Consider the following 7,191-nt stretch of genomic DNA (forward strand, 5'->3'; position numbering starts at 1 on the left):
CAGATTTGTGGCAAGCAGATCTGTCAAGGGGTTAGGGGGCTCGCTTGAGCCTAGGCTAAGGCTGTATGCGGCTCTTGCGGATGCAACCCCTAGCCTGTCGTTAAAGTCTATGTGGGGTGTTTTAATCACCTCGTAGCCTAGTTTTTTGAAGAGGTAAAGGGTCTCGTTTGATAATCGACTTGAAGCGTAGAACGCGATAGAGGTTGGTCCATAGTTCTCGATGAGGCTGCGGAAGACAGACGCTATCTTCTGAAGCGCTTCGCTCCACGATGCTTCTCTAAAACCATTCTTTTCCCTAATTAATGGCTTCTTCAGCCTTTCTTGGTGACGCATCCATTCAAGTGATAGCAGACCTCTTGGACATAGCGCTCCTCTATTATGTGTGAAGTTGTAGTTAGGCTCAACCTGCTTAGGTCTTCCAAAAAGATCCAAACTGATGCTTAAGCCACATGCTATGCTACAAAAAGGGCAGTGCGTCTGGATCGTAGCCATCTCCATTACCTGAGACCAACGATGTAGAAAGACGCTCTCTGCGCTCTTTTAGCCGCTTTCTCCCTTACATAAGTGGAGAGCTGCTCCGTGGTTCCGAATATGAGCGCTTTAGGATGGCAGGTAGCGACGCAAGCGGGAAGCTTACCCTGCTCAACCCTTTGGTAGCACAGCACACACTTAGTCATCTTACCCTCAGCTGGGTTGAACTGGGGAGCTCCAAAGGGGCAGACCCATAGGCAATGCTTACATCCAATGCACTTTGCAGAGTCGATGAGCACTATGCCATCAGGTCTCTTCGATATGGCCTTAGCCGGGCAGACCTCGATGCAAGGCGCCTTACCGCAGTGCATACAATTGAGCGACACCATCGTCATAGTCAGATTACCGTCTGGACCATATTCGGGTCCGATTCTAATGTTCTTAATCCAGTCTATCCCTTCGGGCGTTTTGTTCGTCTCTTTGCATGCGGCTTCGCATGCCCTGCACCCTATGCATCGGCTGAAATCAACCAGTATCCCATACTCAGGCATCCTCCCACCTCCTCAACTCTCAGCCTTATACACCTTACAGAGCAAACCTCTATAGATCCAACCTCCGCAAAGAGGATCACATAGCTCAGGGTCGTCTTCTGTGAGTATGTTGGCGTTAGATCTCCACACACCATGCAGATAAGGTTCTTCAGCCTTATCCTCGGGGAACCACCAGCCCTTTTCTAAGAAGACGACCCTCCGGTCTATCCCTCTGTTCAGCTTCGCCTTTACCCTAATCTTACCTCTTCTTGTTTCAACGTAGACCCAATCGCCCTCCTTGATTCCAAGCCTAAAGGCGGCATCGGGATTTATTTCAACACCTGGGTCAGGCACGAGTCTTCTTAGAGTCTTTAGCTGCCTACCTTCAGAGTGGTGATAAGGCATAATGCTACCAGTAGTTAAGACAAAGGGATACTGTTTTGCGAGCACAGGTTTAGAGACAGGGCTTTCAGGAGGCTCCTTATAGGTGGGCATCGGATCATAACCTAACTTCTCTAGTATCGTGGAGTAAAGCTCAACCTTACCAGTCGGTGTCCCAAAGCCTCTCTCAACAAACTTCCTATACTTCACAGGCTCAGCGTTGATCCTCACCTTATCTACGAACTCATCATAATCTTTGTAACCTAATGGGCTTATCCGATATGAATTCGCCTCTTCAAGCGTAGCCCAAGGCCAATATTCGCCCTGACCAAGTCTTATACCCAGATCCCTCCAAAAATCGAAATCGGTCCTTCTTTCATAGAGAGGCTTTATAGCTCTGTGTGATGCGATAAAGAAGTTTGAAGTGCCGAAGCTGCTTGTTATGAGCGGGCGCTCAAGCCAGAAAGCAGCTGGTAAAACGTAGTCAGCAAGTAAGGCGGTTGGAGTGAACCAGAAGTCCATGACGACTAGCAACTCAAGGTTTGGGCTTGTGAGCGCTTGATACACAACATTCGTGTTGGCGAAGCAGACCATTGGGTTGTTTGCGACGACAATCAGCGCCTTAATAGGGTAAGGTTTACCAGTTATAATCGTTCTCCAGAGGGATGGTATGTGCGCCTCACAAACCCACTCTGAAGGCATCGCCTTACCCCAATATTTCACCTGCTGCTCTGAAATTATTTCGTAGCCGGGCCAGGTGAAGAGTCTGTAGCGGTCTGAACCTATCTGCTTCATCCTCTGCTCCTTAGGGAGCTTATCATTCAATTCTAGCTCCCAGTCGGTGATGAACTTGGTGTGAGGACCGTTTATTATGTTGCCACCTGGCACATCGAGGTTTCCAGTTATCGCCCTCAAAATCGCCCTAGCTTGTATCATGGGTGCGGAAGCCATACCGAAGTGGTCTAGAGAGGTGCCCCACGGTATTACAGAAGGCTTGTTTGTCGCATATATTCTAGCGGCCTCTACAATCTTCTCTTCGGGTACCCAAGTGACCTTAGATGCCCAGCTCGGTGTGTACTGTTGAATGTGATCTCTTAGCTTATCAAAGCCGTAGGTGTACTTCTCTACGAATTCTTTATCATAGAGCCCCTCGTTGATAATGACGTTTATCCAAGCCAGAGCCAACGCCGCGTCAGAGCCGGGTCTAATTTGAAGCCAGATGTCAGCTTTCGCAGCCGTCTCTGTGAACCTTGGGTCGATGACTATAAGCTTGGCTCCCTTCTCCTTAGCGTCCAGAACCTTTCGGATCTCAGGTAAATAGCTAACCGCGGGGTTATGCCCCCACTCCACAATAGTTCTTGCATTACTGAAATCTGGTTCAGAAACCCAACCATAAATAGCGCTTTCGATCACATATGTATTGAGACCGCAGATAGGCGCTATTCTCCCAGTGTTGGGGCTGCCAAAAAGGTTGAAGAACCTCCTCCTCGGCCACTCATCAGTTCTATTTGTGCCACCAGTAGATGCGACAGCCTCAGCCCCGTATCTATCCCTTATTTCTTTAAGCTTCTCCGCTATTTCGTCTAGCGCCTGATTCCACGATATCCTCTCCCATCTGTTTTCACCCCGTTTCCCCACTCTCTTATAGGGGTAGTTTACTCTCTCAGGATGGTACAAGAACTCCTTCCAAGCCCAGTTTCTTGGGCAACGAGCACCCTCGTTGACTGGATGGGTTGGATCTCCCTCCACCGAGACAGGTTCGTTACCATCCACCTCCACGAGAAGTCCGCAGTTTTGGTAGCAGAACCAACACGCAGTCTTTCTGATCATTTTACACACCCGCTTCTGCAAGCTTTGCTAAAGAAAGCAGCTTCAGAATCCATATTTAAGTCTCTCCTTGCAGCGCATAGTTGCACACTACAGTTGCCTAACCACCTTTTGGACATTCTCCTTCGCCTTCGGTCCAGTAAAGAGTTGCTGTAGGTTTCGTTGTATCTGCGAATAATCTTCATCAACATCTAGCAGAAGGTTAAGCGCGTGTCTAATCTTTATCTGAGAGGGAACCGTAGAGAGCATATTAACGCAGGTAACGCAGTACGTGACCAAGTACTCTGCTTGGGTCTCCTTAGCCTCCTCTAACCTCATCTTAACGTAGGTAAGGGCGAGATCTGGGTCTACAGCTGAGGCCAGCCCACCTGCGCCACAGCAGAGGGAATTTTCCCGACAGTGCTTCATCTCAATAATCCGACACCCGTTGAATAAATTCCTCACTTTCCTACCGAAAATGCCTTCTTCACGATCGGGACAAGAATCGTGGATCGTAATTGTGCCAGTTATTCTTTTGAAAACTGCTTCTGGTAGTGCATCGTAGATCGGAACCACTTCTACGTCCAGATGCTTCTTTAGGGTGTAGTAGCAGTTAGGGCAGGCGGTGATAATCTTTTTTGCGCCTTTCTCAGCGATCCTTCCCTTAAGCTTCTCAATCGCCTTCTCGAACCTCTCTTGCAGACCTAGATCGTGGATAGGCTTTTGGCAGCATTCTACAAGTATCCCTATTGATCCGTTAAAGCGTTTAAGTTGTGAAAAGATGGTTCTAGTAAGTTTAGGTGCAAAGGTGCCCATATTACAGCCTGGGAAGAATAATGTATCACAGTTGCTTATTTCAAGGTCTGAGTAGCTGATGCCGTAGTTCTCTCTGTATAGCGTGTAGATGTTCCACTCTTTATCAGTTAGGGAGAAGCTGTGGTTCCTGAATGGTGCTACACCATCTTTGACTAGCTTCCTTCTCCACTCAAGGAACATCTGCTTAGGGCTTAGCGAAAGAGGGCATAGATTAGCACAGAGACCGCAGAGCAGGCAAGAGTAAACTGAGTTCTTAAAGGCTTGAGGGTTTTGGAGGAGGTTCTCAGCGGTCTCTCTAGGCGACTTACCTAACTTCGTCATTAGTTGGCATTCTTGTACACAGATCAAGCATTCGCTACATTTCTCAAGCATCTCCTTCGTTGCCAACAGCCCTTCTTCCAACTTTGCCCCCTTTTCTAATGCTAATTGGGTATGACGTGTCTTATAAAGAGTATTAAGCTGTCGAATAAGGGAAGGGAGGTTCAAGAAGAGAGCTGCTTAAAACCTAAAAACACTTTAAACCGTGAGACTTCATAGGTTGCATCGCTTTAGAAACTTCATAAAGTTCGTTAGTATTAGTAAGCCGTCATCGCCGCTACACTCCGGGTGAAACTGCAGACCATATTGCTTTAGTTCATGATGCGCTATAATCTCGTTTTCACTGCTTTTTGAATAAGCGAGGGATTCGAAGCCTGTTGGTAGCCTAGATATGTTAAAGATGTGTGACTCAAATACTTTTAGCGTCTGCTGTGTTTCTGTTAAAGGGTTTATCTTCTTTACATAAACAGTATTATGCCCGTAGACCTTTGCTGGTAATCTACTGAGTGCTCCACCATTAGCCAACGCTAAGATCTCTGCGCCGTAACATATCCCCAAGAGAGGCTTGCGCTGCTGTGTGGCTTGCTTGACCAGCTTGATGTTTGCTCTGTTGATTTCGTCAGATGCGGCACTACGCCCAGTTAAGATCACACAGCTATACTCGTCAAGTTGAAAGGGGTGGCTATATTTGATAACTCTGTAGTTTACCTTGAGTTTCTGTAAAGCAGCCTCCAATTCATGCAGTGTGGTTGAGCCGTTGTCTACTACGAGCAGCATCGAGTCTCCTTACCCTTAATCAATACCTTTTATATCCATCTTGCCTAACTTTCCTTGATTGAGTTGAGTAGGATAAGAGGGTTATTTGATATAAGTGGGAAAGTCGCGCTGATAACAGGCGCAGCTGGGACATTGGGTGCGGCGTTCGCAGAAGCCTTAGCCTCAGAGGGAGCTAAGATCTTTCTTATAGACAGAAGAGGTGGAGAGCTCAGCAAGGTAGCCTCAGATCTACAAGTCAAGGGGTTGGAATGTGAATGGCTTGAAGCAGTCAGGAGGAGGACATCAACCGAGCTTTCAAGAAATGCGAAGATAACCTACGACGCATAGATATCCTTGTTAATAGCGTAGGAGATTCTGTCTACAAACCAACACTGGAGCTTTCGCTTACTGAGTGGAATAGAGTTATATCTGTGAATCTAACTTCAGCCTTTCTCTGCTCAAGGAGGGCTGCTAAGAGTATGATAGAAGCGGGCATACGAGGTAAGATAATAAACGTAGCATCTATTTATGGTCTACGTGCAGACCGCTTCCCGATAGCTCCTCGAAGGCGGGGCTTATAAACCTCACGAAGGCGCTTGCGGTTGAATGGGCGAGATATGGTATAAATGTGAACGCTATAGCTCCTTCCTTCGTATCTAGCAGATTGACAAGAGTCATATTAGAAGACCTTAAAAGCAGAGAATACGTGTTAAGTCGTACGCCGCTTCGGAGACTCGCGCAGCCTGAAGATCTTTTGGGTGCATTAATCTTCTTAGCTTCGTCAGCATCGGATTACGTGACAGGTCAAGTTATTGCTGTAGATGGGGGGGTGGTGTGCTTGGTAAGATACTCATCCATAGTTTGACTCAGCAACCTCTCTAATCCTATTCGCGATCTTGTCACCCACCCCCTCTACCGTCTTCAGCTCATCAACTGTAGCAGAAAACACGCCTTGAACGTTCCTGAACTTCTTAAGGAGCCTATCAGCTAAAACGGCATCGATACCGGGCACACCAGCTACAACATACTTCTGAACCTCACGTATGGTTGGGGGTTTCCTTCCCTCTCTGACCCTTACAGCCTTCTTCCCCTCTTCCTGCTCTCTCTTTGCGATGTAGTAGAGTATAGTGGCTGTTTCCTCATCGTTCTCTGACATGTAGACTGGTATGTAGAAGTCGGTTAAGGCGCTTGCTAACGATGAGTAGAAGGCTGATAAACCTATGCTGGCGCCCTTCTTTCTTCTGCCTTGCACGATGAGCAGAGGCTTAGGATACTTTTCTTTCATAGCTATTATCTGGCTGAAGAGCCTGTTGTCCATAATTGATCTGACGTAATCATCGATCGTCTTCCTCTCCACGACAACATCTTCGCTCAGCACAAAGTCCCCTACCTCAAGCTGCACTATCTGAACATTAGCACCCATCTTCTCCAGACATGATATGATAGATTTTGATTCGCGTGTATCAACGTATATGCATATAGTAGGAGCGTCTGCTCGCTGAAGATAGGTGTCTAGTGCTTGAACTTCTTTCTTAACTTTGAAAGCTTCTACTACTTGTCTAGCTTCCCTTAACTTTCTTCTAGCAAGCCAATAGTAGGCCTCATCCCTAGTACCCTTCACTAAGAAGGCAACAACCCGACCCGGTGCTCTTCGCCCAGTTCTACCCCTCCTCTGCACAAACCGCACGGCGCTAGGCACATTATCATAGAAGACGACTAGGCTGCATTCAGCGATATCCAGACCCTCTTCGCCGACTTGTGGCGCAATAAGGATGTCAAAGCCTCCGCGCCTCATATCCTCAAGCACAGCAACCTGATCTTTTTGCGATAATCCTCCGCTCCCCTGCTTACCAACAAGGATTCTTACTCTAAGATTCTCTGAGGCAAGCCTCTTGCAGATCTCTTGCACAGACGCTCGATAGCTTGTGAAGACTATGGCTTTTTCTCCTTGAGGCAGAGTTTTCAATACTTTTACCAGCTCCTCTAGCTTGGGGTGCTCGACCCCGAGTTCAAGTGTACCTTTTGCTATTTCATATGCGGTTCTTAGATGCTCGTTTTGAAGAAGATCCCTTAACCCAACACCTCTACTTCTACTCTGAAGCCTCTCCACGAA

General features: G+C 47.4%; 9 protein-coding genes. 3 read left to right on the forward strand and 6 right to left on the reverse strand.

The features are described from left to right. From HA494_06505 to HA494_06525, 5 genes are all read right to left on the reverse strand, one after another. Positions 1–492, reverse strand: a 492-nt coding sequence (locus tag HA494_06505) for a molybdopterin-dependent oxidoreductase (protein NHV97420.1), incomplete at its 3' end; no start/stop codon positions are given. A 5-nt stretch (positions 493–497) separates the two neighbouring features. Next, the gene (locus HA494_06510; GenBank protein NHV97421.1) at positions 498–1,022 is read right to left on the reverse strand and encodes a 4Fe-4S dicluster domain-containing protein; all 525 of its coding nucleotides are present in this window, start codon (positions 1,020–1,022) and stop codon (positions 498–500) included. A 12-nt stretch (positions 1,023–1,034) separates the two neighbouring features. Then, positions 1,035–3,212, reverse strand: coding sequence for a molybdopterin-dependent oxidoreductase (locus tag HA494_06515; GenBank protein NHV97422.1), 2,178 nt, complete (start codon positions 3,210–3,212; stop codon positions 1,035–1,037). Between the two features lie 87 nt (positions 3,213–3,299). Further along, positions 3,300–4,406, reverse strand: a complete 1,107-nt coding sequence (locus HA494_06520; GenBank protein NHV97423.1) for a (Fe-S)-binding protein — start codon at positions 4,404–4,406, stop codon at positions 3,300–3,302. Positions 4,407–4,535: 129 nt separating this feature from the next. After that, a complete protein-coding gene (locus HA494_06525; GenBank protein NHV97424.1) occupies positions 4,536–5,099 on the reverse strand; it encodes a C26 family cysteine hydrolase domain-containing family in 564 nt (187 codons plus the stop codon). A gap of 63 nt (positions 5,100–5,162) precedes the next feature. Between HA494_06525 and HA494_06530 the strand changes: the two genes are divergently transcribed. Genes HA494_06530 through HA494_06540 form a run of 3 tightly spaced genes read left to right on the forward strand, consistent with a single transcriptional unit; the run spans position 5,163 to position 5,943 of the window. Beyond that, positions 5,163–5,426 (forward strand): SDR family NAD(P)-dependent oxidoreductase, encoded by a 264-nt coding sequence (locus tag HA494_06530; protein ID NHV97425.1) that lies wholly within the window; start codon positions 5,163–5,165, stop codon positions 5,424–5,426. After that, positions 5,381–5,659 (forward strand): SDR family oxidoreductase, encoded by a 279-nt coding sequence (locus tag HA494_06535; GenBank protein NHV97426.1) that lies wholly within the window; start codon positions 5,381–5,383, stop codon positions 5,657–5,659. Before HA494_06530 ends, HA494_06535 begins: the two co-directional genes overlap by 46 nt. After that, positions 5,599–5,943 (forward strand): SDR family oxidoreductase, encoded by a 345-nt coding sequence (locus HA494_06540; protein ID NHV97427.1) that lies wholly within the window; start codon positions 5,599–5,601, stop codon positions 5,941–5,943. Before HA494_06535 ends, HA494_06540 begins: the two co-directional genes overlap by 61 nt. On the opposite strand, the gene HA494_06545 is transcribed toward HA494_06540, so the two are convergent. Then, the coding region (locus HA494_06545; protein NHV97428.1) for a DEAD/DEAH box helicase at positions 5,929–7,191 on the reverse strand (1,263 nt) is incomplete at its 5' end. The genes HA494_06540 and HA494_06545 overlap by 15 nt on opposite strands.

The sequence above is a fragment of the Nitrososphaerota archaeon genome (assembly GCA_011605775.1).
Taxonomy (GTDB): Archaea; Thermoproteota; Nitrososphaeria; order Nitrososphaerales; family JAAOZN01; genus JAAOZN01.